General features: G+C 42.0%; 22 protein-coding genes. 11 read left to right on the plus strand and 11 right to left on the minus strand.

Annotated elements, in window-relative coordinates; all coding sequences use genetic code 11:
• Positions 1 to 2 precede the first annotated feature (2 nt).
• From R2Q66_RS11135 to R2Q66_RS11145, 3 genes are read left to right on the plus strand one after another with little or no spacing between them, the layout of a single operon-like run.
• Entirely contained in the window at positions 3 to 1511 is a 1509-nt protein-coding gene (locus R2Q66_RS11135) for a DUF1501 domain-containing protein (protein WP_316748863.1), read from the plus strand.
• 26 nt (positions 1512 to 1537) lie between these two features.
• Positions 1538 to 2473, plus strand: a complete 936-nt coding sequence (locus R2Q66_RS11140) for a sugar phosphate isomerase/epimerase (RefSeq protein ID WP_316748865.1) — start codon at positions 1538 to 1540, stop codon at positions 2471 to 2473.
• 5 nt (positions 2474 to 2478) lie between these two features.
• A complete protein-coding gene (locus tag R2Q66_RS11145; protein WP_316748868.1) occupies positions 2479 to 3876 on the plus strand; it encodes a c-type cytochrome domain-containing protein in 1398 nt (465 codons plus the stop codon).
• Between the two features lie 122 nt (positions 3877 to 3998).
• Here R2Q66_RS11145 and R2Q66_RS11150 read toward each other — a convergent pair whose 3' ends face one another.
• On the minus strand, positions 3999 to 5420 hold the full coding sequence (locus R2Q66_RS11150; RefSeq protein WP_316748869.1) for a DNA/RNA non-specific endonuclease: 1422 nt from the start codon (positions 5418 to 5420) through the stop codon (positions 3999 to 4001).
• A gap of 169 nt (positions 5421 to 5589) precedes the next feature.
• On the opposite strand from R2Q66_RS11150, the gene R2Q66_RS11155 reads away from it, so the two are divergent.
• Positions 5590 to 5712: a hypothetical protein gene (locus tag R2Q66_RS11155; protein ID WP_316748871.1), complete on the plus strand. Its 123-nt coding sequence runs from the start codon at positions 5590 to 5592 to the stop codon at positions 5710 to 5712.
• On the opposite strand, the gene R2Q66_RS11160 is transcribed toward R2Q66_RS11155, so the two are convergent.
• Both R2Q66_RS11160 and R2Q66_RS11165 read right to left on the minus strand, forming a co-directional pair.
• Complete coding sequence (locus R2Q66_RS11160; RefSeq protein WP_316748873.1) at positions 5713 to 7617, minus strand: DUF3857 domain-containing protein; 1905 nt, start codon at positions 7615 to 7617, stop codon at positions 5713 to 5715.
• A 1-nt stretch (position 7618) separates the two neighbouring features.
• A complete protein-coding gene (locus R2Q66_RS11165) occupies positions 7619 to 9592 on the minus strand; it encodes a DUF3857 domain-containing protein (RefSeq protein WP_316748876.1) in 1974 nt (657 codons plus the stop codon).
• A gap of 240 nt (positions 9593 to 9832) precedes the next feature.
• On the opposite strand from R2Q66_RS11165, the gene R2Q66_RS11170 reads away from it, so the two are divergent.
• Positions 9833 to 10822, plus strand: coding sequence for an exonuclease domain-containing protein (locus R2Q66_RS11170; RefSeq protein ID WP_316748877.1), 990 nt, complete (start codon positions 9833 to 9835; stop codon positions 10820 to 10822).
• An 84-nt stretch (positions 10823 to 10906) separates the two neighbouring features.
• The gene (locus R2Q66_RS11175) at positions 10907 to 12769 is read left to right on the plus strand and encodes a M1 family metallopeptidase (RefSeq protein ID WP_316748879.1); all 1863 of its coding nucleotides are present in this window, start codon (positions 10907 to 10909) and stop codon (positions 12767 to 12769) included.
• A 59-nt stretch (positions 12770 to 12828) separates the two neighbouring features.
• Here the strand turns inward: R2Q66_RS11175 and queG are convergent, their stop codons facing one another.
• A complete protein-coding gene (queG, locus tag R2Q66_RS11180; protein ID WP_316748881.1) occupies positions 12829 to 13767 on the minus strand; it encodes a tRNA epoxyqueuosine(34) reductase QueG in 939 nt (312 codons plus the stop codon).
• An 86-nt stretch (positions 13768 to 13853) separates the two neighbouring features.
• Here queG and R2Q66_RS11185 point away from each other — a divergent pair, with 86 nt between their 5' ends.
• Positions 13854 to 14072, plus strand: coding sequence for a hypothetical protein (locus tag R2Q66_RS11185; protein ID WP_316748883.1), 219 nt, complete (start codon positions 13854 to 13856; stop codon positions 14070 to 14072).
• Between the two features lie 78 nt (positions 14073 to 14150).
• Here R2Q66_RS11185 and R2Q66_RS11190 read toward each other — a convergent pair whose 3' ends face one another.
• From R2Q66_RS11190 to pdxH, 4 genes are read right to left on the minus strand one after another with little or no spacing between them, the layout of a single operon-like run.
• Entirely contained in the window at positions 14151 to 15659 is a 1509-nt protein-coding gene (locus R2Q66_RS11190; protein ID WP_316748885.1) for a GNAT family N-acetyltransferase, read from the minus strand.
• Positions 15660 to 15712: 53 nt separating this feature from the next.
• Positions 15713 to 16735, minus strand: coding sequence for a Holliday junction branch migration DNA helicase RuvB (ruvB, locus tag R2Q66_RS11195; RefSeq protein ID WP_265839913.1), 1023 nt, complete (start codon positions 16733 to 16735; stop codon positions 15713 to 15715).
• Between the two features lie 36 nt (positions 16736 to 16771).
• On the minus strand, positions 16772 to 17662 hold the full coding sequence (locus R2Q66_RS11200; protein ID WP_316748888.1) for a 3-hydroxybutyryl-CoA dehydrogenase: 891 nt from the start codon (positions 17660 to 17662) through the stop codon (positions 16772 to 16774).
• 23 nt (positions 17663 to 17685) lie between these two features.
• A complete protein-coding gene (gene pdxH / locus R2Q66_RS11205; RefSeq protein ID WP_316748889.1) occupies positions 17686 to 18336 on the minus strand; it encodes a pyridoxamine 5'-phosphate oxidase in 651 nt (216 codons plus the stop codon).
• A 49-nt stretch (positions 18337 to 18385) separates the two neighbouring features.
• Between pdxH and R2Q66_RS11210 the strand changes: the two genes are divergently transcribed.
• Positions 18386 to 18949 carry a YqgE/AlgH family protein gene (locus R2Q66_RS11210; RefSeq protein ID WP_316748891.1) on the plus strand — a complete coding sequence of 188 codons (564 nt, stop codon included), beginning with the start codon at positions 18386 to 18388 and terminating at the stop codon, positions 18947 to 18949.
• A gap of 77 nt (positions 18950 to 19026) precedes the next feature.
• Here R2Q66_RS11210 and purE read toward each other — a convergent pair whose 3' ends face one another.
• Positions 19027 to 19518 (minus strand): 5-(carboxyamino)imidazole ribonucleotide mutase, encoded by a 492-nt coding sequence (gene purE, locus R2Q66_RS11215; protein ID WP_316748893.1) that lies wholly within the window; start codon positions 19516 to 19518, stop codon positions 19027 to 19029.
• On the minus strand, positions 19518 to 20657 hold the full coding sequence (locus R2Q66_RS11220) for a 5-(carboxyamino)imidazole ribonucleotide synthase (protein ID WP_316748895.1): 1140 nt from the start codon (positions 20655 to 20657) through the stop codon (positions 19518 to 19520). Before R2Q66_RS11220 ends, purE begins: the two co-directional genes overlap by 1 nt.
• 17 nt (positions 20658 to 20674) lie before the next feature.
• Between R2Q66_RS11220 and R2Q66_RS11225 the strand changes: the two genes are divergently transcribed.
• On the plus strand, positions 20675 to 21904 hold the full coding sequence (locus R2Q66_RS11225; protein ID WP_316748897.1) for an NAD(P)/FAD-dependent oxidoreductase: 1230 nt from the start codon (positions 20675 to 20677) through the stop codon (positions 21902 to 21904).
• Positions 21905 to 22053: 149 nt separating this feature from the next.
• Here R2Q66_RS11225 and R2Q66_RS11230 read toward each other — a convergent pair whose 3' ends face one another.
• On the minus strand, positions 22054 to 22908 hold the full coding sequence (locus R2Q66_RS11230) for a cupin-like domain-containing protein (protein WP_316748900.1): 855 nt from the start codon (positions 22906 to 22908) through the stop codon (positions 22054 to 22056).
• Between the two features lie 197 nt (positions 22909 to 23105).
• On the opposite strand from R2Q66_RS11230, the gene R2Q66_RS11235 reads away from it, so the two are divergent.
• Together R2Q66_RS11235 and R2Q66_RS11240 are read left to right on the plus strand one after the other, a co-directional pair.
• The gene (locus tag R2Q66_RS11235; RefSeq protein ID WP_316748903.1) at positions 23106 to 23372 is read left to right on the plus strand and encodes a hypothetical protein; all 267 of its coding nucleotides are present in this window, start codon (positions 23106 to 23108) and stop codon (positions 23370 to 23372) included.
• A 20-nt stretch (positions 23373 to 23392) separates the two neighbouring features.
• On the plus strand, positions 23393 to 23788 hold the full coding sequence (locus R2Q66_RS11240; RefSeq protein WP_316748905.1) for a DUF1801 domain-containing protein: 396 nt from the start codon (positions 23393 to 23395) through the stop codon (positions 23786 to 23788).
• The last annotated feature ends 15 nt before the right edge of the window (positions 23789 to 23803 follow it).

Below are 23803 nucleotides of genomic sequence, written 5' to 3' on the forward strand. Positions count from 1 at the left end.
ATATGACTAGAGATGAACTAAACGCCTACCGTCTGGTAAAAGAAGCGAATGAGATCCAGGCAGGAGCGCAAACCCGAAGACATTTTTTAAAAGAAAGCGCTATGGGATTGGGAGCCCTGGCCATGGGCGCCTTATTTGGCGGCTGTAGTTTCGGTGCCAAAGGTAATAATCCTGTTTTATATGATGCTGCGCATCCTTTGTTACCAAAATCACCACCCTTTTTAGGAAAGGCAAAAAGCGTGATTTATTTACACATGGCTGGTGCACCTTCACAATTGGAGTTGTTTGATTTTAAACCTGAACTGATGAAAATGAATGGACAGGATTGTCCGCCATCTCTATTGGCAGGTAAGAAATTTGCCTTCATCACCGGTGTGCCTAAAATGTTAGGGCCACAGGCGAATTTCGCGCAACATGGACAGAGCAGAGCTTGGGTAAGTGATAATATGCCGCATTTTTCTACGATGACGGATGAGGTGAGTTTCCTGAAATCGGTGACCACCGATCAGTTTAACCACGCGCCTGCGCAATTGCTGATGCATACCGGAAGTGCCCGTTTGGGTAGACCAAGCATCGGCAGCTGGACAACTTATGGATTGGGTACCGAGAATCAAAACCTACCCGGCTTTGTGGTACTCACCAGTGGAGGAAGTTTTCCGGATGCCGGCAAAAGCATCTGGGGAAGTGGATTCCTGCCTTCCGTTTATCAAGGTGTGCAGTGTAGGAGCGAAGGCGATCCCGTATTGTTCATTAAAGATCCGCATGGCATGAGCCGGGATTTAAGAAAAGCATCGATAGACGCCATAAACGCATCGAATTTAGAAGAATATGCCACCTATAATGATCCGGAAATACAATCGCGTGTAGCGCAGTATGAAATGGCTTACCGCATGCAAATCTCTGCTCCGGAAGTGATGAATATTAACAATGAGCCTGCATATATTCATGAAATGTATGGCACACAGCCAGGGAAAGCTTGTTTTGCAAACAATGTGTTGCTGGCAAGAAAGCTGGTAGAAAAAGGGGTACGCTTTGTCCAGCTATTTGATTGGGGATGGGACGCGCACGGCGACGGACCTGCCAATTCCTTGAATATCGGTCTCAAAAACAAATGTCGCAGTACCGATAAACCAATTACCGCGCTTTTACTAGACCTTAAACAAAGAGGAATGCTGGAAGATACGCTGGTAGTTTGGGGTGGTGAATTTGGACGTACACCAATGATGGAAAATAGGAATGGGGTGCAAGCTCCATATAACGGAAGAGACCATCATACGGAAGCTTTTACCATGTGGATGGCCGGTGGAGGTATCAAAAAAGGGTACACACATGGCGAAACCGATGAAATCGGCTATAGCGCGATTAGTGGTAAAGTAGATCCTTTTGATATTCAAGCCACCATTTTAAACCAGCTGGGTTTCGACCATGAGCAGTTTACGTTTCCCTTCCAGGGAAGACCTTTCCGACTGACTGATGTTGCGGGAAAGGTGATCAGAGATATAGTTGCCTAGAATTTATTAAATAACGAACAAACTAAATGCACCAAAATAGAAGACATTTTTTAAAAACAACAGTTACAGCAGCGGCCGGTGGCATGCTTGTCCCACTCGCCGAAATTAAAGCCTCAGAACTTCCATTTGTGAAGGCCAAACCTGGTTATGAATTGGTTTTTATGGCAACTTCCTGGGGATATGATGGTTCCATAGAAGATTTTTGTGACCTGGCGAAAAAGGACGGTTATGAAGGGGTAGAACTGGGTTGGCCAGGAAGCGATTTGAAAACTCAGGAAAGGATGTTTGCGGCTTTAAAAAAGAATAATTTACAGTTCGGCTTTCTTTGTGGGGCTGGAGAACACGATAGTAATCAGCACCTGAGCTCATTTATCAAGTATATAGATGCTGCCATCGACAATAGTTTCCAGAAACCACTTTTTATCAATTGTCACTCAGGAAAGGATTACTTTACATTTGAGCAGAATAAACAGATTATCGATTATACAGTTAAAAAGGCAAAGTCTTCGGGCGTGCCAATTTACCATGAAACGCATCGCGGAAGGATGCTATACGCGGCACCAATAGCCAGAAATTTTATTGAAAAGTGTCCGGAGCTGCGGATTACTTTAGACATTTCCCATTGGTGTGTCGTGCATGAAAGTTTGCTGGGCAATCAAAAAGAAACAATTGCGATGGTTTTGGATCGGGTAGATCATATCCATTCCAGAGTTGGTCATTCTGAAGGACCACAGGTGAGCGATCCCAGAGCACCTGAATGGAGTGATGCTTTGAATGCACACCTGGCCTGGTGGGATCAGGTGGTGGAGAGAAAGAAAAGAAAAGGAGAACGCATGACTATTTTGACGGAGTTTGGTCCGGCGGATTATATGCCTACCTTACCTTATACCAGACAGCCTGTTGCTGATCAATGGGGAATCAACGTATTCATGATGAATCTATTACGTAAACGCTATCAATAAGCAGTATGATCCTTTTAACTATACCTGAATTTATTGGCCGTTTTCATCCGATACTAGTCCACCTGCCTATAGGAATTTTATTGTTGGGTTGTCTTTTTCAACTGCTAACCATTAACCCGAAGTTCGTTTTTCTGAGGCCTGCTATCCCTGTGATCTGTTTGTTAGGAGCATTGGCAGCGATTTTTTCTTCCGGCAGCGGATACCTTTTATCTGAAAGTGGTGATTATGACGGAGAGCTGGTAGACCTCCATTTTTGGATGGGAATTAGTGTTTCTATCATCTCAGTGCTGCTTTATCTGATGTACAGGAAGGGCGTAAAAGAACTGTTTCTCAACCTGACCTCGGCAACTTTGGTTATCCTGATCACGCTGACCGGGCATTATGGAGGGTCGCTGACCCATGGTTCTGATTATATGACTTCTGCCCTGAAAGGGGAAAGCACTAAAGTCGCCATTCCGCCGGTTCCCGATGTGCAGAAAGCAATTGCCTATACGCATTTGGTACAGCCACTGTTGCAAAACCGCTGTTATAGCTGTCATGGTTCCGAAAAACAAAAGGGTAAACTGAGGATGGACAATATCAGTTTTATGCTGAAAGGTGGGGAAGATGGCGCTAGCCTGGTTCCTGGCAGGGCAAATGAAAGTGAATTGATAAAAAGAATGTTGCTGCCAATCACTAATGATGATCATATGCCGCCAAAAGAAAAGCCACAGCTTACAGCTGAGGAAATTTCGTTGTTGCAATGGTGGATCAATGAAGGCGCTACTGCGGATAAGAAAGTAGCAGATTTAAAACAACCGGAAGAGATAAAACCTGTGTTAATGAGCTTTCAGACCGGAGCCGCGGTTTCAAAGAAAAAGGTAGCTGCTGATATTCCGGAGGAAGAAGTCGGGAAAGCCGATCCGGCTGCAATTGAGCAATTAAAGAAAGCAGGAGTCGTGGTGATTCCGGTGTTGAGTAACAGCAATTATTTGTCGGCCAGTTTTGTGACTGCAAAGGCAGATCCGGAGGTGTTGAAGTTGTTGGATGCTTTGAAAAAACAACTGATATGGCTTAACCTCGCCAATTCTTCTGTTACGGATGCAGGTCTGGCAATTGTTGCCAAACTGGAAAACCTGAGAAAGATCAACCTGAGCCATACTACAATAACGGATAAAGGCTTAGCCTTACTTAAAGGACTTCCGAAGTTGCAGGTGATCAACCTGGTAGGGACAAAAGTGACCGCCCAGAGCATTATTACTCAGCTAAAAGGGCTTAAAGAATTGCAACATCTTTACCTGTATCAGACCGGTGTGGAGCAAAAAGACCAGGCTAAACTGAAAAGCAGTTTCAATAAGGTAAGTCTGGATTTTGGGAATTATACCTTACCCATTTTAGCACAGGATACGACGGTATTTAAATAATCACCTCCCCCCTATATAAACGACAAGCGGTTGTTCCTTTTTAATTGTTTGGGGCAATTAAAAAGGAACAACCGCTTGTAAATTCTGTTGAATGAATAAGGACTGGCTAACAGCGTTTAATCTTAATTGCCAGCGTCTTTTTTCATTTCGATAACATCCTGCACTTGTTGTGGCAATCCAGAAAGCAGGTTGTATCCTGTCGCTTTTTCGATATCTCTAACCGTCACAATATGTTTTTTCCAATCCGGGTCAATGGTATTAATGTTTGGCGTATTCAAGGCAATTACTCTTGTAGAAGTGTTTACCCGATTCGCGTCACCTTCGCCGTTAGGGATAATCACCGCTACTTTCCACACGTTCGCCGGAACAGTTACTTTACCATTATCAATGGTTGTGCTGACAGTCGCGGACTTGCCAATTCCACCAATTCCATAGCTGCCCATAATGATATAGACCTCATTTCCTGAAACGACTTGAAGGCGTAGATATTCTTCAAATTTTGCCCATGGCCCCTGGTTGTTATTCGGTGCTTGCGGAATCATATTGGTCATTAGAAAAGTTGCACCATTTGCTGCGGTTGAGCTGGTACGGTCGGCGGAGGGACAATTATGGCCCCTGTCGAAACCTGAATTATAATAGCTATTGCTGGATACCTGGTAATAATCAGCAGGCAGACCACTGAAACCGGCAAAGTTATCTAGTCTATCAGAAACCTTAGTAATGGTTTTCGGATCTAAATGCCAGCTTACCCAGTTTGGGATCCCGCGACTGCTGCTATAAGACTGAACATAATAACGCATATCCAATAGGAAATTATCGGCACTCAGTCCATTTGCTGCGGAAGGATTTCCGAAAAGCGCGTTGCTATCGTCCCCGGTCAAAGGTTGCGCATCGGCATCAACGACAAGGCCTCTTGATGGAGCAGCAGCAGGAGGGGTAGCGGGTTCTTCGCCCGGATCAGTATCCGGGGTACCTACTATTATACCCGATTCACCAATGCCTTTAAACACAATGTCGTCTATATTGATACGGCTAGCTGTATTTTTGTTCTTGATTTGGAAGCGCACTTTTCCTTTAACGTCGATTTTAAAGGAGTCAGTAACCAGTTTAGTGTTTATTTCCTCGATGTCTTTCCCCAACTGGTTGAAAGTTGTACCTCCATCTTCTGACATCAATAATTGCCAGCTGAAGTCTTTATCCTTATTAAATTTTCCGTGACTGATATATAAGGTTTTTAAACCGGAGACATCAAAATTCATGGTTAGCGTACCGGCTTTCAGGCGCGCACTTTTCATTCCGCTCTTAAGATCTTCAGGTGTATTGCCAATTAAAGCGTTGTCCAGATTCCAGGTACCGGTAGCGATACTAATGTTGGCAGCAAGGTAGGCGCCTTTCGTTCCATTCTCGAAATCCTCTGTGATCTTGTACGTTGCGGGTACATTTACTATTGGAGCTTCAATCGCTTCGGGTATAGTGTTTTTAGAACAACCAGCTAAAGTTAAGATAACCAGTGAACTGTAGATAAGTAGATGTTTTGTTTTCATTATTTTGATTTGAGGCGCAAAATAATGAGTTTAATATTAATCGAATGTTAAGTAATCCACGTTTTTTACCAGACTGGAAAATAAGGTTAAAACCCAAATCTGAAAATGACAGACCATATACTGCGCCTGGAAAAGCTTATATTTGCAGGGCTAATCCAGCGAAACAACCATGTCTATACCGAAACAAGAAGAATCCTTTTGGAAAAAATACAAGAAGTTTGCGACTACAGAAATCCTGATGTACCTCATTATGATCATCGGAATTGGGTTGGGCCTGATTATCCTCAGCTAATTAGAGCTTGTAAACCACTCTGCTACGATCAGCAGCGTTGATGTCATTCATAAAGGTGCTGAATTCCTGATAATGCTCCGCAGGATAAGTCCCATCTTTTATGATAATCTTCCTTTTGTAGGTTAGTGTTTTTCCTTCTAATTTAACCGTTGCGTTATAACTGCCAAATGCAGTCTTGATTTCTTTGTTTAGCGGCATTGCCTCCAGTTTAAATCCTGCCGGAAGCTGGTAAGTTAGCTCGTCCTCATCCGTATAACCTCTATTCACATAAACTTTTAAGGTTCTGTTTTTCACTTCAGGAACAGTCGGATTTTTATTAAAAAGGTTCAACTCGAGATAAAACAGGTTGTTGTTTTTGGCCACATATCTCGGGATTTCCAGGTTAAAAGATATCGTAGTGCCAGGCGTTAAACTCTTATCCTGACTCAGTTTAAAGCCACTGAAATTAATATTGTCGACATCATATTTATCCTTTAGCAGCTTGAGTTGTTCCGTACTGGTCTGGCCGATCAGGTAGTTGTAATTGTCATACTGCGAGCCCATCGATACCGTTTTAAGCTGGCCGCTGATGTTGCCAAGGCTGTCGATTTGCAGCGCGGCATGGCTTTGTAACTGGTTCATCGCTGTACTTAACTTAGGCGTCCGGAGTATTTTGCCCCCTTCAGGCGTACAAGCGAAAACCAATCTGTCGTCGGTGAAATCACCCAGAAAACCAAAAGGAGCGTCTGAACTTGTACATTCCAGCCAGAGCGTATCCGTTTTTAGCGGAACAGCTAAGATGATATGATTGCCTTGTTCCATGCCTGCAAAATCAGGGTCCATGTCCTTTTTTGCGTTTCCGGCATTCACTACACAATACAAAGCGGGGATTCCCACACTTTTCAAAAGTGTTTGCGTGTAATTTACGAGGGCTTTACAATCCCCATAAGACAATTGCTGAACCTCAGCGGCCGGCATTGGCTGAAAGCCTCCGATTCCTATTTGTACGCTAATATATCTGGTCTTTTTCTGCACATATTCGTAGATCTTTTTAGCCTTTTCCTGATCATCAGTCATCCCCTTAACCAGTTCTTTTACCTCCTGTATGGCAGATTCAGGTAGCTCCTGTCTGTTTTTAATCAGCTCCTCATAGACCCATTTTCCGAGCTCGTCCCAATTTTGATAACTGCCTTTATGACCATAATAACTGAACTGTTGCGCGGCAATCTTTACGGAAGTTAGGTAATTATCAATTTCCGGGTCAGGGGCAAAAGGTTCTTTTTTCCTTGCTGGTTTATTGCTCAGTTCCCAGGTATAGCTTTTCGTTTTTTCGGTACTCAGCACTGCTGCTTTCCCCGGATAATTACTTTCCTTAATCCGGACCATATCCTCAGGTTTAGCGATAAAAATATACCTGTTGCTGGCTACGGATTGATCAGGATAGGGATTAGCCTCCCATTGGGGAAGGATTAGATTTTGTTTATTTCGCGATTCATATTCATACACCACGGTATAAGGATAGTTCATCACATGCGGACTATAGTATTTTACACGATAATCTACATACAGGCTGCCATTGCTGACGGCACTTTCATCGTTGAAATCACTTTGTGAAAATTTATAGATGAGTTTGCCAAACTCATCAAGTATCTGTCCTTTTATGCGCTGAATGACAGTGCTTTTGTCGTAATGGAGAACTAGCTGTGCTCTTGGGTCACCATTTTTATTCCATACCGTGATCACCTTTTTAACGCTGATCAGCACCTGATCAATGTCCCGCATTTCTACTTTGGTTTCCATATCACGGATCACAGAATTTGCATTGGTTTTTAAAATGGCCGGTATTTGATCAACGGCATAATCCGACTGAGAAAAACAGGGAATAGTTAGCCCTAATAAGGACACCAGGAGCATCAGCTTCTTCATTTTATTTCGCTTTATTAAGGATGATGTCTGTTTTTTGATTCTGAATAATCTGGCTATAAAACTCCTTTAAAGATAAATATTCTGAAGGATCATAGATCGGTTTGTTCAATTGCAGGAGCTGCGTAAAGGTAATCCTCTGATCTTCTACCACCGTGTTGGTGAGGTAGCGGCCCCCATTATCAGCCAGACCAATGTTCATGTTTTTCGGTTGATCAGCCATCGCATAACCTTCCGGAATGGTCAGTTGAATCGTAATTCTGGATTCTGTGCTGCTTCCTAAATCCACGGGATAAGTCCTTTCGTTGAGGTTGAAAGGGTTTTTGCTGGTATGGTTAATGAAAAACGGACTAAAGAATAACTTCGACATATTGTCGCCATCATAAGAATCGATGAGCAATTCATATTTCTCTGTTAAAGTAGAATTAAGGCTGTCAAGGTTTTCAATTTCATGCTTAGTAATGCTGATCTTTGGCATTTTCTCATCTAGCTTCTCTACGTAGGCATCGATGGAATTGGCATCTGCTATGGCCTTTCTTTTCTTTAATGCGGAATAACCGGAAGAAAAAGTAGTCAATTCTCCTCTGATCTTACCATCTTTTGATAAGGTAGCGATAAAATTATAACGTGTATAGTCTTTTTGTCCTGAGCTGACCTCATACCAATAGGAAGGTTTTTTTAAGTTAATTACCCTTCCTTGCCCATTGATGCAGGTTAAAGGGAGCATACCGAAAGGTAATAAAGGAACTGAAGCATCCAATAAATAGCTGGTTTCACCGATATTAAGCTTCACCACCACGTAATTGAAACTACTGATCACCGGAAACAGGCGATTTAGTTCCCCATTACTACGGGTAGAGAGAATCAAGGCTTCAGCATCGAGATTTGCAGCCGTCAGGGCCGAGATCAAGGCCAGATTAATATCTCCGGTATTACCCGAATGGGTTTCTAAGGCTTTTTTGACCTCAGTTTCACTGTATATGCCGATGTATCCATTGGATTTGATGTTTTTCGCGATGTAAGCATAGACTGCTTTCGCTTTGGAAAGGTCGTCTGTGGTATTTTTTAACAAGTCTGGCATGATTTCTTTGAAAGCGTCTTTCTTTTTCATTTGAGAACCAAATGCGCGTTCGGAAGTCAGCTCATAATCTGTACTCTTCCAGGTTTTCGTCACATTGACTTTTGCACCGGTCAGTAAGGTATAATCAGAAAGCTCAAAGTTAATGGCTGATTTAAAATTGACCGGAGCAGTCATGTAATCCTCTTCTATAAATGCGGGGATGTTCTTCATGATATAGGTCATCTTTGAGCAGTCGATAGGGGTGCCGCTGATTCTCATACATTCTCTGTCGATTTCTGCTTTGGTATCACTCAGTTTTAAGGCCCCTCTTAAAACGACATTATAGTTGTATAAGCCAGGGATAAAGGCAACATATTCACTGTAAAGTTTTGGAATATCGGATTGGAAAGCCCAGGATTTGAAGTTAAATATATTGGGCATGGTGACCAGGTAGCTGTATTCTATGATGCTACCCTCTTGTAAATTCGGTAAGGTAAACTTGGTTTGTGCGGTATAACGGCTGGTTTTCTCCTTAAAAATCTTCTTCGGGTCAAGCTCGTTTTGCTTGAATTGCCCATCCACATAATTGATGGTGACTGCTTTGATCTCGGAGATCTCATCTGCTTTATCGCCTGAAACCCGCTGGAGAATGGTAATGTTCCCTTGATCATAACCTTGTTTGTTGAAGATCTTAATCCGGACATGGTAGCGGTAATGGATCACTAAGCCGTTGTCATAGGCATTCAACTGCATTCTGGCGCTTCCATATTCCTTAAGTACAATGGCGTTAGCACTGGAGTCGATAACCGTGTTTTTGAGCCCGACATCTTCATGAGTAATTGCCGCAAAAGGGAAGTCCTGGGCAAGGACAGTAAGTTTAGCCAGGACTAAAAAGGAGCATAGTAACAGGTATTTCATAAGAGCGTATTATTCGAAAGACGAAGTTAAGTTTCTTTAAGATAAAAAAGAATTTTTAACATTAATTGAGCTTCAAGCCTTTGTTAAAATCTTTTTATGGAATTCATTGTCATGGTATTTAGGGCATTACTAAATAAGTTCAGGTTTAATGAATGATTTTTACGACTTTTGGACTGCTACCAAAGCGTTAATTAATGGATTCCTGGGGATTCAAACCTTTAAAAATAGCAACATATACGAATGAAATTAAATTTAAACCGCCCTCTTGCTTTTTTTGATCTGGAAACTACAGGTGTTAATGTAGGTGCAGATCGCATTGTTGAAATTGCCATTTTAAAAGCGATGCCTGATGGTACGGAGCAAATCAAAACGCTGCGCATTAATCCGGAGATGCCGATCCCTTTAGCTTCGTCCCTGATTCACGGGATTTATGATAAAGATATCGCCAATGAACCAACCTTTAAAGAGGTTGCCGCTGAACTGGCTGAGTTTATTGGAGATGCTGACCTTGCTGGTTACAATTCTAACAGATTTGACATTCCGGTATTACTGGAAGAGTTTTTAAGAGCAGGAGTAGATTTTGAGATGGCCGACAGGAAATTTGTCGACGTTCAAAATGTTTTTCACCAAATGGAACAACGCACTTTACGTGCTGCATATAAGTTTTATTGCGATAAAGATATCGTTAATGCGCATTCTGCGGAAGCAGATATTACCGCTACTTACCATGTATTACTGGCGCAGATTGAGCGTTATAAGGATACTGAGTTTGAAGATAAACAAGGAAATATCTCTAAACCGGTAAAGAATGATGTTGATGCTTTACACACCTTCACAAATATGAACAAACCGGTAGATTTTGCCGGCAGAATGGTATTTAATGAGCAAGGGCAGGAAACTTTTAACTTCGGTAAACATAAAGGTAAAACTGTAGAACAGGTTTTTGATACGGAGCCAAGCTATTATTCATGGATGAGACAAGGAGATTTTCCTTTATATACCAAGAAAAAGCTGGAAGAGATCTGGGCCAGATGGAACAAGAAAAAGGACCTTTTGAAGCAGGAAAAACAACAACAACAGGCAGCGGCTGTTAAGCCAAAACCAGTAGTAAATTCTGGTGCAAGCAATGTGGTTAAACCTGCAGCAGCTCCTCAAGAGAAAAAACCAAAACCGGCTGTTGACGTAACCAATGATATGTTGGAGCAACTGAAAATGAAATTCGGTAAATAAGAAATATCAATAAAAATACAAAGAGGCTGTCTGGAAGTTAATTAACTTTGGGCAACCTCTTTTTTGTTTAAAAACAACATTTATATGCTGATCAAAAGAATCTCCTTTCTTATCCTTTCTATTGGGCTATCCGGTATGGTATCTGCCCAGCAAAGTTTACCGGTGCTTCCGGAAATTCAGGCTGCTTACGCTAAAGGTACAAGATCTGTTTCAGGGAAACCAGGGCCTAAATACTGGCAGAATACTGCGAATTATGATTTAAAGGTGAACTTTAATCCGGAAACCAGAGCCTTAAAAGGGGTAGTGGAAGTGGTTTATTACAACAACAGTCCGGATACACTGAAAAAATTGTGGTTTAAATTATATCCAAACCTGTATAAAAAAGGGGTGGAGCGCAAGACTAAATTTAACGACCGTGACCTGAATGAAGGCGTAAATATTGCTTCGATGATAGCTGATGGTGATCAGATAGCACAAAGTGCAATCACCATTGAAGGGACCAATATGCAGGCGGTTATCGCTCCGCTGGCACCTGGAAAACAGATTAAATTAAAAATAGATTATCAGTACGACCTGAATAAAGGTTCTCATATGCGTACAGGTCAGGTGGATGAAGGTTCGCATTTTGTGGCCTATTTCTTCCCTCGCATTGCTGTGTATGATGATATTGACGGTTGGAATAAGTTTCCTTACACGGGCGATGTAGAGTTTTACAACGACTTTTGTAATTTCAAAGGTGAAATCACAGTTCCAAAAAACTTTGTAGTTTGGGCTACCGGTGATTTAATGAATGCGAAACACGTACTGCGTAAAGATATTGCCTCACGTTTGGCGAAAGCGGAAAAATCAGATGAGGTGATTGATGTGATCAATGATCAGGATTTAGCTGATAAAGCGGTTACTGCGGATCAGCCTTACAATACCTGGAAATTTGACGCGAAAAATGTAACGGATTTCGTGTTTGCACTGAGTGATCATTATTTATGGAAATCAACCAGTCTGGTAGTAGATCCTACAACAGGAAGAAGAACGCGTGTAGATGCCGCTTTTAATCCCATCCATAAGGATTATTATGAGGTGATCGATTTTGCGCGTCAGACGGTACATGCCATGAGTTACACCTTCCCGAAATGGCCATATCCTTATGCTCATGAGACTATTTTTGATGGTCTTGACCAGATGGAGTATCCAATGATGGTAAATGATAACCCGGTAGCCAAAAGACAGGATGCGATTACGCTGACGGTTCACGAGATTTTCCATACGATGTTCCCTTTTTATATGGGGATCAATGAAACGAAATATGCCTGGATGGATGAAGGTTGGGCCACAATTGGCGAATGGCTGATTGGTCCGATGATCGATACCACGATGGTGGATGATTATGGGATTGCACCAACGGCAATGTCTTCGGGCAGCAAAGATGATACGCCGATTGTAACTTTAAGTACGGAGCTTAAAGGGGCAGGGACTTTCACCAATTCCTATCCGAAACCAGGATTAGGCTATTTGTTTGTTAAAGATTACCTGGGTGATGAGTTGTTTTTAAAAGCTTTGCACCACTATATAACCTTGTGGAACGGTAAACATCCTACGCCTTACGATTTCTTCAACAGTATGAATGAAGGTTCGGGAAAAAACCTGGATTGGTTCTGGAAACGTTGGTTCTTTGAAGAAGGCGTAACGGATCTGGCGCTTCAAGGCATGAATAAAACGGCAGATGGTTACGAGTTTACGGTAAGGAATAAAAGTAATAAACCATTACCAATAGACTTGAAAATCACGTTTACTGACGGCTCTAGTACCAATATTCACAAAAGTATTGGCGTATGGGAAAATGGAGACGAAAAGGTAATTATCAAAGTGGTGACCGACAAGAAGTTTGCAAAAGCAGTGTTGGGATCGGCATTGGTTCCGGATAAAGATAAAAGCGATAATGTGGGCTAGAAGCCCCAACTCATAATAAAAAAAGCACCATTTTTCAATGGTGCTTTTTTTATGGAATCCTATTTCGTGGTTTTAATAAAGTCGATATTTCTGCTAAGTCCTTTAAATTTGGTGCGTTTCACCGCAGAATTCTTAAAGATTGTTTTGAATACATCCTCTGTGATGTCCATCCAGTCTTCTTTTTTCATGTTCAGGAGGTTCTGGTTGGGTTGGAATAGTGGTTCGGTATGTGGAACAGAAAATCGATTCCAGGGACATACATCCTGACAAATATCACAGCCAAACATCCAGTTCTCCATTTTATCATTAAATGATTTCGGGATTTCTTCTCTGAGCTCAATAGTCAGGTAAGAAATACATTTTTTTGCATCGATAATGAAAGGTGATAGAATGGCATCAGTAGGGCAGGCATCGATACACCTGGTGCAGGTGCCACAATGGTCTGTTTCGAAAGGTTGGTCGTAATCCAGCTCCAGATCCACAATTAGTTCCGCCAGGAAAAAGAAAGAACCACTTTTTTTATTAATCAGATTACTGTTTTTTCCGATCCAGCCGATACCGGCCTTTTTGGCCCAGGCGCGATCTAAAACCGGGGCAGAATCTACAAAAGCGCGGCCAGATACCTCGCCGATTTCTTCCGAGATAAAGTTTAATAATTGAAAAAGCTTGTCTTTGATCACCACATGGTAATCCATGCCATAAGCGTATTTTGATATTTTTGGCGCTTCCGGATCTTGTTGCTGGCTTTCCGGGTAGTAATTGAGGGTCAGGGAGATGACTGATTTTGCGTCATCCACCAACAGCCTTGGATCCAGTCGCTTGTCGAAATGATTCTCCATGTAATTCATTTCTCCATGGTGCTGGTTTTCCAGCCATTTCTCCAGTCGGGGAGCTTCCTCTTCCAAAAAACCGGCTTTGGCAATGCCGCATTGCATGAAGCCCAACCGAAGGGCTTCCGCTTTAATTAACGCACTATATCTTGCCGGATTGTTTAACATTCTGGTACAAAGATAAGGTTTAGCTCTAAAACCTTTTAAAAGTTAGACTGTTATTAGAGTAGACCACACTTAGAAATCATCAAATCATGGAAAATAACAAAGAACCGGTTGATGACCCCGGGTATCAGGAGCCATTAAAGCCACATAAACCAATAGAAACGAACTATTCGAAGCATCAGGAAGATCCCGGACCTTCCAGGGAAGCGGTGGATGAATATGATAAGGATGGAGCAGCAGTTGCCTTGAAATGGATTATTCCGATACTAATTATTGCTTTGCTGATTTACTGGCTGTTCTTTAAGTAGCGAATCCGCTAAAAACAGTAGCAATAAATTTTAAATAGCACCACCAACTTCAAGCGTTAATGGTACTATCTATTGGTTTTATTTCAGTAAACGTACTTCGTAAAGATCTTTACGACGATCTTTCAGGATTCTTACGGTCCCAAAGTGATGGATTTCATCTAATAAGTGAAGGTCTACATCCACAACCAGCATCATTTCTGTATTAGGAGTAGTCTCTGCCTTGACCGCATTGGTTGGAAAAGCGAAATCAGAAGGCGTAAACACCGCGGATTGTGCAAATTGGATGTCCATGTTGTTTACCTTAGGTAAGTTCCCTACACAGCCTGCAATCGCTACATAACACTCATTTTCTATTGCTCTTGCCTGCGCACATCTTCTAACCCTGGTATAACCGTTCTGCGTATCGGTCAGGAAAGGTACAAATAGAATCTGCATGCCCTGATCGGCATAAATCCTGCTCAGTTCCGGGAATTCCACATCATAACAGATCAGGATACCGACTTTACCACAGTCTGTATCGAAAACCTGGATTTTATCTCCGCCCACCATACCATAATATTTCTGTTCATTTGGCGTGATGTGAATCTTTCTGAACTCATCCGTTTTTCCGCTTCTGTGACATAAATAAGTGACGTTATACAACTTATTATCCTCCACTAAAGGCATACTTCCAGACACGATATTTACATTGTAGGAGACCGCATATTCCTGCATTTTTTCTACAATTTCCGGGGTAAATTCTGCGAGTCTACGCATCGCTTCCATCTCGGGAAGGTCATTGTATGGTTGTAATAATGGCGCATTAAAGAATTCCGGGAACATGATAAAGTCCGACTGATACCCGCTTACTGCATCCACAAAGAACTCTACCTGTTCATAAAATCCTTCAATATCCGGGAACAAGCGCATTTGCCACTGCACCAATCCGATCCGGATGGTTTTTGCAGAACGCGCAGAGGCATCTACACCCTGGTAATAGATGTTATTCCATTCCAAAAGTGTGGCATAATCTTTCGATTCATGATCACCGGGAAGGTAGTTTTTCAATACTTTTCTAACGTGAAAATCATTGGATAGCTGGAAGGTAAGGGTAGGGTCGAAAATCTCTTTCGCTTTCACCTTATCGATATATTGTCTTGGGGTTAAAGTATCGGCGTATTGGTGGTAATTTGGGATTCTACCACCGGCAACAATACTTTTAAGGTTTAAACTTTCGCAAAGCTCTTTTCTGGCTTCATACAAGCGACGTCCTAATCTTAGTCCACGGTATTCCGGGTGTACAAAGATTTCTATGCCATAGAGTACATCGCCTTCTCTGTCGTGGGTAGAGAAAGAGTAATCACCGGTAATATTTTTGTAAGTATGTTTATCGCCGTATTCGTCGTAATCTACAATAAGAGATAAGGAACACGCTACTACCTTGCCATCTACAGCAATGCAGAGCTGACCTTCAGGGAATAGTTTTAGCAATCTTTCAATGCTGCTTTTACTCCATATTTGCCCACCTAAGGTATCATAGGCCTGGGACATGGATTCCTTTAAATCATTGTAATCTGCTAAAGTAAGTTTTCTTAATTCTATGTTCATATACCTGGGTTTAGGTCATCAATACAGAAATGATGCCTAAAGCAGGTAAAACGCTAAAATAGTTTACCTGTTTGTCCTGGATAGATCTTTTGCAAGTGTTTATAGGCTGCTTCTGTAACCTCTCTTCCGCGTGAAGTACGCATCAGGAATCCCTCCTGAATTAAGAAAGGTTCATAGACCTCTTCGATGGTTCCTTCATCTTCACCAACCGCGGTTGCGATGGTTTTTAAGCCTACCGGACCACCTTTAAACTTGTCGATAATGGTAACCAGTATTCTATTGTCCATCTCATCAAGACCGTGTTCATCCACATTTAAAGCTTTCAGCGCATATCTGGAAATGGCGGTATCAATTTTACCGTTTCCTTTAATCTGCGCGAAATCACGGGTACGTCTCAGCAAAGCATTGGCAATACGGGGAGTTCCCCTGCTGCGTCTTGCAATCTCATAAGCACCTTCCTCGGTGATTGGGGTTTTTAGAATATCAGAAGAGCGCAGTACGATGGTGGTCAGGAGTTTGGCGTCGTAATAAGCCAGGCGGGAATTGATCCCGAACCTTGCCCTTAGCGGTGCCGTTAATAATCCGGAACGGGTAGTTGCACCTACCAAAGTGAAAGGGTTTAAGCTGATTTGTACGGAACGGGCATTGGGGCCACTTTCGAGCATGATATCAATCTTAAAATCCTCCATTGCAGAATACAGGTACTCTTCTACCAATGGACTTAAGCGGTGGATTTCATCAATAAAGAGAATGTCACCTTCGTCCAGACCAGTCAGTAAACCGGCAAGATCGCCGGGCTTATCCAATACCGGGCCTGAGGTTACTTTAATTCCCACGCCCATCTCATTGGCGATGATATAAGAAAGGGTTGTTTTGCCAAGTCCCGGAGGACCATGTAATAAAACATGGTCTAAAGGTTCTCCGCGTAACTTTGCAGCCTCTACAAAGATCTTTAGGTTCTCCATGATCTTTTCCTGACCTGTAAAGTCTTCAAATGCCTGCGGACGCAATACTTTTTCAATATCACGTTCTATAGGGGTTAAACTTTCAGCGTTCGGGTCCAGATTCTCATTCATGGGGGTAAAGTTAGTATAAAAGGCTTGAAATTGATATTATTTACTAAATTTATTAGCTACAACAGCGTCTTTTATGCCATTAGCATAGTTGTAAAAGCCTTCTCCGGATTTTACGCCCTTATTTCCGGCAGTCACCATATTCACTAAAAGCGGACAAGGGGCATATTTAGGATTTCCAAAACCATCATGTAATACGTTTAATATCGCCAGACAAACATCCAAGCCAATAAAATCGGCCAGTTGAAGGGGACCCATTGGATGCGCCATGCCCAGTTTCATCACCGTATCAATTTCTGCTACACCAGCTACGCTTTCGTAAAGGGTATAAATTGCTTCATTAATCATCGGCATTAAAATTCGGTTGGCTACAAAACCCGGATAATCGTTCACTTCTACAGGAGTTTTGTCCAGTTTTGTGGAAAGTTCCATCACGATCGCAGTGGTTTCAGCGCTGGTTGCATAACCTCTGATTACTTCCACCAGTTTCATCACCGGAACCGGATTCATGAAGTGCATGCCAATCACTTTATCCCCCCGGTTGGTTACCGAAGCTATTTTGGTGATCGAAATGGAAGAGGTGTTACTGGCCAGAATAGCTGCTGGTTTAGCAAAGCTGTCCAGGTCTTTAAATATTTTTAGCTTCAGGTCCAGATTTTCTGTAGCTGCTTCAACGATCAGGTCTGCATCGGCTACGCCGGTTTTCATATCGGTAAAGTTGCTGATGTTTTTAAGGGTATTTGCTTTGTCGGCTTCCGTAATGGTGCCTTTGCCGACCTGACGGTCCAGATTTTTAGAAATAGTAGTCAGGGCACGCTCTAAAGCCTCATTATTGACATCAATTAAGTTTACCTGATAACCAAATTGCGCAAAAGTATGCGCGATTCCATTGCCCATGGTTCCTGAGCCAATCACTGCGATGTTCTTCATTTATGTTTCTTTAAGGTAATAAGTTATGGCGCTAATCTATTGATAATCCATGAACCTTCCACTAAGTGGTAATTTAAACGGTCGTGCAGGCGACTAGGGCGCCCTTGCCAGAACTCAATATGTGTAGGACTCAGTAAATATCCTCCCCAATGTAGCGGGCGTGGGATCTCTTTACCTTCAAATTCCTGCGTCAGTTGCTTTACTTTTTCTTCTAAGATTTCCCGGTTTGGGATCACGCTGCTTTGTGGGGAAGCCGTTGCACCAATCTGACTACCGAAGGGACGCGAATGAAAATAGGCGGTAGAATCTTCCTCTGCAAGTTTGCTTACCGTACCGTCTATGCGTACTTGTCTTTCCAGTTCCGGCCAGAAGAACACTAAAGAAGCCTGTGGGTTTTCTGCCAGGTCTTTTCCTTTATCACTGTTATAATTGGTGTAAAAAACAAAGCCATCTTCATCGAAGCCTTTTAGCAGGAGGATACGTGCGGAAGGTTTTCCACTAGCACTCGCTGTGGCTAATGTCATTACGTTTGGTTCAAATAATTTCGAGTCTACCGCTTCGGTAAACCACTTTTTAAATTGCAGGATGGGATTGCTTTCCACATCGGTTTCGGACAGTTTTGCTGCGCGATATTCCTGTCTTAGATCTTGTAGATTTTGTTTATTCAGCTCCATATACAAAAATAGGTTTTAGTTTATTTAATATTATCGCTAAATTTCCGAAATGTTAAGTCGATTAGCGCCATCAGCAGGTAAATTATTAATCTCAGAGCCATTTTTAATGGATCCTAATTTTAAGCGTTCTGTAGTTTTCGTGACGGAACATCAGGAAGAGGGGACAGTTGGGTTTATTTTAAACCATAAAAGTACTTTGTTGCTGAGTGATCTGGTGCCTGATTTTACCGGGGGTGATTTTCCGGTATACCTTGGCGGACCGGTCGCTGTAGATACGATTCACTTTATTCACCGCTGTTCCAGTTTGTTAACGGATGGCGAGGAGATTGCAAAAGGGATTTATTGGGGTGGAAATTTCGAAGCCCTGAAGGTATTGGTGAATAGTCACCACATCAAACCAGAAGATATTAAGTTTTTTATCGGCTATTCCGGCTGGTCGGCCGAGCAGCTGGCAGAAGAAATGAAAGAGAATACCTGGATTGTCTCCGATCAGTTTGATGCTGATTTAGTATTCTCTAACAATGAAGAGGAACTGTGGAAGGAAGTGATCATTAACCTCGGGCCTAAATACGCCCATGTCAGTAATTTTCCGCAGAATCCCAATCTGAATTAGTATTGCTTTTTAACACGCTAATAGCATAACTGTTTGTACAGGCTCCTATTAGCGCATTAATTGCTTAGATCAATTGATTAGTAATTTTCAAGATCGATTGCACTTTCTTCAATCTTTTTCTTTAAATCATCTTTATACTGTTGCATTTTCGCAGAAATCTCTGGATTTGCGGTGCCTAAGATCTGCACGGCTAATAAACCTGCATTCTTTGCTGCATTTAAGGCTACTGTTGCTACAGGGATGCCGTTTGGCATTTGCAGAATAGACAGGATAGAATCCCATCCGTCAATAGAATTAGATGATTTTACCGGTACACCGATTACAGGTAGGGTAGTGATGGAAGCCACCATACCAGGTAAATGTGCTGCACCACCTGCACCGGCGATGATCACTTTTAAACCTCTTGATGCTGCGCCTTTAGCATATTCGTACATTTTTTCCGGAGTACGGTGAGCCGACACAACGGTCATTTCAAATTGGATACCGAATTCTTTCATGATATCGGCTGCGTCTTTCATGATATGAAGGTCAGACTTGCTGCCCATTATAATACCTACTTGTATGCTCATTAGGAAATAACTTTTAGTGTTTCTTTGATGTAATTGGCTTTTTCAATTGCTTTCTCGCGGTTTTGATCCACAATAGTGATGTGTCCCATTTTGCGGAAAGGCTTGGTATATTTTTTACCGTAAAGGTGTACGTAAACGCCTTCAATGGCCATTACTTTTTCTAATCCTTTGTATTTTGCTACGCCATTGTGGTTTTTCTCTCCCAAAAGGTTGATCATTACCGCATTGTTTGTAGCACGGGTATCTCCCAGTGGAAGGTTGAAAATCGCACGTAAATGTTGGTTAAACTGTGATACGTAGTTTCCTTCAATAGTTTGGTGTCCGCTATTGTGTGGACGAGGGGCCAGTTCATTCACCAGAATTTCTCCTGTTTTGGTCACAAACATTTCTACCGCTAATAAGCCGGTGATGTTTAATGAGGTTGCAATGTTTTTGGCGATCACTTCTGCTCTTTCCTGAATTGATGCCGGATAAGTAGAAGGTGAGATTAGAAATTCTACCAGGTTTGCTTCGGCATTGAATTCCATTTCCACCATTGGGAAGGTTTTCATTTCGCCGTTAGGGTTTCTGGAAACGATGACTGCGATTTCTTTCTCAAAATCTACCAGCTCTTCGATCAGACAAGGCGCATCAAATGCGTTCTCAATGTCGGCAAGGCCGTTTATTTTCATTACCCCTTTACCGTCATAACCATCTTTACGCTGTTTAAGCATGTATGGGAATGGAATGTGACTGTTGGCCATGTCTTCTTTGGTGTTCACCAATTGGAAAGGCGCAGTAGGGATATTGTTTTCTTTAAAGAATTGTTTTTGAACACCTTTGTCCTGGATTAACCGGATTACCCTTGATTGTGGGTATACTAGTTTTCCTTCTTTTTCCAGTTGTTCCAGTGCTTCAATATTTACCTTTTCTATTTCAATAGTAATGATGTCCGCTTTCTTGCCGAAGTTATAAACGGTGTCGAAATCGGTAATAGAACCACATTCAAAGTAGTTTGCGAGGTGTTTACATGGAGCGTCAGTATCCGGATCTAAAATTAAAGTGGTTAAATTATAATTGATGGCTTCCTGTATCAACATCCTGCCCAATTGACCGCCACCTAATATGCCTAATTTTAAATCACTTATTTGTTTTGCCATATCGATATGAAAAAGTTATGCTTATTTTGCACAAAAATAACAATATAAACGGATTGATGGAGGCAGATGCTATAATTATTGGTGCCGGGGCATGCGGTTTAATGTGTGCAGTACAAGCGGGCTATTTGGGGAAGCGGGTAATATTGTTGGAAAAAAGCGATAAACCAGGCGCTAAGATTTTGATCTCGGGCGGAGGTAGGTGTAACTATACCAACCTGTTTGCCAGTGACGAACAATTTATTTCCAACAACAAACATTTCTCGAAATCTGCTTTTACGCAGTGGACAGTTGAGGATACGATCAGCTTTTTTGAAACTTACGGCATCAGCGGAAAAGAAAAAACTTTAGGACAACTTTTTCCTGATGGCAAGAATGCGAAGGATATTGTAGGCGTATTTACAGAGATTTGTAATGATTTTGGTCAGCAGATTATTTGTAATGCTGAGGTAACGGACATTGAACAAACCGCGGATGGTTTTTCAGTGAGCTTCGATAAAGGAAACAAAACGAAAACTTTGAAGGCCCCGAAATTGGTGATTGCCACAGGTGGTTTACCGATTCCGAAAATGGGTGCTACAGATTTCGCTTTGCGATTTGCCAGAAAACATGGTTTGAATATCGTAGAAACGGCCCCTGCATTGGTGCCGCTAACGATCACCGGAAAAGATGAGGACTGGTATGCCGCTTTATCGGGGAACTCTGTTTTTTGCGAAGTGAGCAACGACCGCATCTCTTTTGAGGAGAACATTTTGTTTACGCATTGGGGATTAAGCGGTCCGGCAATCTTACAGATTTCTTCGTATTGGCGCAGAGGGGAATCGATCAATATTGACTTGTTGCCGAGGCAATCGGTTTTAGAATTGATTGAGGAGGAGCGTAAGTTTAATGGCAAGTTATTGCTTTCTACACTGCTCAACCGCTATTATCCGAAGAAATTTACGGATGCACTGGGAAAATTCCTTCCTTTAGAAAAGCAGGTTGCAGCCCTGACTAAAACGGAATTGGAAACCATACAGCAGACGATTCATTTTTTTAAAGTGAAACCGGCAGGAGATAAAGGTTATGATAAGGCGGAAGTGATGAGGGGTGGTATTGATACGAATGAATTGTCCTCGAAAACATTGGAATGTAAGAGCATTCCGGGTTTGTATTTCGGGGGCGAATGTGTGGATGTAACCGGCTGGCTTGGTGGATATAATTTCCAATGGGCCTGGGCAAATGGTTATGTGATTGCGCAGAATATTTAAACTTTCCTGAGCGGGCGCCTGGATTTAGACCAGTTGGTTGTAAATAATATAAGCAGAAACTCGAATAATACTTCCATTTTAAGGGGTTTAGTATACTAAGGTAATGATTTGAAACTGTATATCAATTTGTTGATATACAGTTTTTTAGTTTAAAATTTCATCCCCATCAGCTCCCCTAGCTTAAAGGCGTTGCCAATGGCTGTTGCCGCGCTATAATCCAGTAATGCACGGTATTTGTTGTGGTATTTTTTATACACATAAACATCCCTTCTCCAGGCCTGGTAATTGGAGCTGTTTACCTGATCAATAATCGTTGAAATGTTCTGACCATTTGCTTTGGTGGTATGCCAGATGCCACTGGGGATATATAAAACTTCTCCAGCTTTTAACGTAATGGTGGTTGGTGTGGCCTCCCTAAACCTTGGATACTTTTCGTAATCCGGATTAGAAATGTCTATTGGTGACCTGGATTCTAATAATCCTCCCTTTCCGGGATACATTAATTCCTCCTGATCTCTCGGGAAAATAATAACTTCTTTCTCGCCATATAACTGTATCAGCCAGGCATGGACATCATAAGCGTCTTTATGCACAGAATAATGGTTTCCTGCACCACCAATATGTAAATCCATCCCGTTTCCCAGTTTGTTTTTCAGGATCTTGTGGTTGAGCCAGTTTGGTTTCACCAGATTCATGTCCATCGGATCCATGTATTCGAAGATTTCCGGAAGCTGGGTCAGGAGGTTAAATTTAACAGGGTAGGGTGCCGGGTTTTCTTTGGTACTGTTGGCGGTTAAATCCAGTAATTCTGATACGGTGTATTGCTTGTTGGAGAACCAGGTGGTTCTGTCGCCAAACTTTTCTCTGAAAAATTCTGGCGTAAAGATCAGGTTGGATTTCCATACCTGCGTTGCGTTTTCAAGGATGACCGGAATACCGGGCTTTTGATACTTCTCTATGAATTCCTTGTAAGAGAGGTTTTTCCTTCTTTCAATTGTTGTCATACTGTCCCTATGTTGAGCTATTGTTATGTATACAATTCTAATACCAGGAAGAATGGAGGAGGTATCAGAATAGTTATGATAATGGTTACATGAAGTTAAGAATTTTTCGTGATAGATTTACAAATGTAAAATAGGATTTAGCGCTTTGTCAGTATATTTGAGTTATGATTGATGTAATTGATTTCAAACAGTCTGTAATGGATAAGCAGTTACCAGCTGATTTGCCGCTGTATTTACAGGCCCTATGGCACGACGGAACAGGTGATTGGAAAAGAGCGCATGATTTGATTGACCAGTTACCAGATCAGCGATCTGCGCATATCCATGCTTACCTGCATCGCAAGGAAGGCGACATTTGGAACGCAGATTATTGGTATAAAAAGGCAGGGAAGACGAGACCCCGGGTCTCCTTAGCAGAAGAGTGGGAAATGCTGGTTGGGGAATACTCCCAATGTATATGGTAATCATCAAAAACTAAATCGGAATGAATAGAGATATACAGGCGTATAATGATTCGCAATCTGCTATAGATCAGGAAATCTGTAATTTGTTAGCCAGGGAAATCAACCGCAACCTAAACGAAGAAGAAAGTAAAATCTGGCATGCTCACCCGGTTTGGTTTATAGATGGGAACCCAATTGTTGGTTATAGTAAATTGAAAGCCGGTATTCGTTTGATGTTCTGGAGTGGTGCCGATTTTGATGAACCGGAGCTAAAGCCAGGCACCGGTAAATTTAAAGACGCTTCGATTACCTATACTGACCTGGAGCAGATTAATCTGGACGATGTTGCCCGCTGGATTGAAAAGTCGAAGAAAATACAATGGGACTATAAAAACATCGTCAAAAGAAAAGGCGTTTTATTGCGTATATCTACTTAGAAGGATGTCGCGGCT

It is taken from the genome of Pedobacter gandavensis, assembly GCF_032677645.1.
GTDB lineage: Bacteria > Bacteroidota > Bacteroidia > Sphingobacteriales > Sphingobacteriaceae > Pedobacter > Pedobacter gandavensis_A.